Source organism: Streptomyces sp. NPDC001410 (genome assembly GCF_042895235.1).
Lineage (GTDB): Bacteria > Actinomycetota > Actinomycetes > Streptomycetales > Streptomycetaceae > Streptomyces.
This window is the reverse complement of sequence record NZ_JBIAWE010000054.1, coordinates 1-2,249: the sequence shown is the minus strand read 5'-3', so window position 1 is coordinate 2,249 and position 2,249 is coordinate 1. Positions and strand designations below refer to the sequence as shown.

At 66.7% G+C, this 2,249-nt stretch carries 3 protein-coding genes; all 3 read left to right on the top strand.

The genetic code is table 11. The features are described 5' to 3' along the window. Positions 1–104: 104 nt before the first annotated feature. Positions 105–959, top strand: coding sequence for an IS5 family transposase (locus ACFY3C_RS45720; protein WP_390775188.1), 855 nt, complete (start codon positions 105–107; stop codon positions 957–959). Next, a complete protein-coding gene (locus tag ACFY3C_RS45715) occupies positions 956–1,366 on the top strand; it encodes a hypothetical protein (protein WP_390775187.1) in 411 nt (136 codons plus the stop codon). The genes ACFY3C_RS45720 and ACFY3C_RS45715 overlap by 4 nt, the downstream gene beginning before the upstream one ends. An 82-nt stretch (positions 1,367–1,448) precedes the next feature. Continuing rightward, a complete protein-coding gene (locus ACFY3C_RS45710; RefSeq protein ID WP_390775186.1) occupies positions 1,449–1,985 on the top strand; it encodes a GNAT family N-acetyltransferase in 537 nt (178 codons plus the stop codon). Positions 1,986–2,249: the final 264 nt, after the last annotated feature.

Below are 2,249 nucleotides of genomic sequence, written 5' to 3'. Positions count from 1 at the left end.
AGTGGACGTTAAGTCCGATCTTCCTCGGTTCGTGATCGCTCGATCGTGGGACTGATCGTCATACAGGGGCATCCGCTGGTCATGTCCATGTTGGGATGCTGGGCATGAAGCGAGAGCCGTACCCGAGCGACTTAGCGGACGAGCAATGGGCGTTGATCGAGCCGATGATCACGGCCTGGAAGCAGGAGAGGGTGGCGCGGTCAGCGACCGGAGATCCCGGGTCGTGCGATCTGCGGGAGGTAGTGAACGCGATCTTCTATCAGAACCGGACGGGCTGCCAGTGGCGTTATCTGCCCCATGACTTCCCGGCCTGGTCGGCGGTGTTCTACTACTTCGGCCTGTGGCGCGAGGACGGGCTCGACCAGCGGATCCAGGAACTCCTGCGCTGCCAGGTGCGGGAGAGAGCCCGGCGATTAGAGGACCCGTCCCTGGTGATCATCGACACCCAGTCCGTCCGCGCGGCCGCGGGTGTCCCGAAGACCACGACGGGACTGGACGCCAACAAGAAGGTGTCGGGGCGCAAGCGGGGACTGGCCGTCGACGTTCTGGGGCTGATCATCGGCGTCGTGGTGCTGGCCGCCTCCGCCCACGACAACGCCGCTGGCACCGCCCTGCTCGATCAGGCGGCCGAGCGGTGCGGGATGCGTCTGGAGAAGGCCCTGGTGGACCAGGGCTTCAAGGACGAGGTTCTCATCCACGGCGCCCTGCTGGACATCGACGTCGAGGTCGTCCGCCGCAACCCCGCAGACCAGGGCAAAGGCTTCGTCCCGCAATCGAAGAGGTGGATCGTGGAGCAGGTCAACGGCACGTTGATGCTGCATCGCCGCCTCGCCCGCGAGTACGACCACCGACCCGACACCTCCGCCTCGCGCGTCTACTGGGCTTCCATCGCGAACATGGCCCGCCGCCTCACCACACCCGCCCCCACCTGGCGCGACACCCTCGGGCTTGCCGCGTGAACATCAGCGAGCTCCTGGCAGACCTCCAGGTCCAGCACGACGAAACCACGGCCCGGGCCGGTGAACTACGCGACCAGAACGGCCACTTGACTGCCGCCCTGGCCGAGACCGAAGCGCGACTCGCAGACCTGGCGACCACCCGGAAGATCATCGCCGAACGCATCCCGCCCGGGACCGAGCCCGGTCCGCCCGAGACGAACACCGCCTACCAGGCCATCGTGAACGCCTTCAAGCAGCACCCCGGCCGGGCATTCCGAGCCCGCGAGCTGCACGAACTCCTCGGCATGCCCACCGACGAGGCGACCGTTAACGTCACCCGCAGCCGCCTCGGACGCCTCGTCCGACAAGGCTTCCTCACCCAACCCGGACGAGGCCGCTACCAGAAACGGACGCAACACCCCCTATAACGCGGCAAGCCCCCGCCGCCGTCCGTAGCGGGTGGGCGTGCGAAGATCCAATGGTCGGATAAGCGCACCTTGAAGGATGGCTATGTTCGCGATTTCCCTGGGGGACGGGGCCGAGCTGCGGCCTTTGGAGCCGTGGCGGGCCGAGGAGTTCCTCGCGCACATGGAGCGGGGCCGTGACTTCATCGGTGCGCACATGGAGCTGCCCGACCTCGCCGCAGACCTGGACTCCGCCCGCAGCTATCTCCAGCTTTACGCCGACAAGGCAGCCTCCGACACCGGCCGACTGTACGGTATCTGGCTCGACGGCACCCTCGTGGGTGGCGTCTCCTTCCCGAAATTCGACGCCGCCGCCGGCACCTGCGAGGCAGGCTGCTGGCTGGAGCCTGCCGCCACAGGCCGGGGCCTGGTCGGACGTGCCGCACGGCTAATCATCGACTGGGCATTCAACGAACGCGGCATCCACCGCGTGCAGTGGCTGGTGTCGCCGAACAACACGCCCAGCATCAACGTGGCCAAGCGACTCGGCATGACCCGTGAGGGCGTCCTGCGCGAAACCTACCTCTACCGCGACGTCCGCCACGACGCCGAGGTCTGGTCGGTGCTGGCGCCGGAGTGGTAAGCCTTGGGTAGCTGAGCAGTCCTTTGACTTGCCGTTTCTCCACGTTCACAGCTGTCGATCCGTCGGGGCCGCAGGAAAGGCAGGGTGCCGCGTAAGCGACTCGGCCCTGGCCACGAAGCTGATTCCACGGTGAACGTCACCCGCTCCCGACTCGGTCTCGACGACGGTTGAGTTCAACCGCCGCCGACACCCGGCTGACTCGGCAGCCAAAGCATCCTCACCCAGCCCGGAAGGCCTCTACAGGAAACGGACTTAACGTCCTCT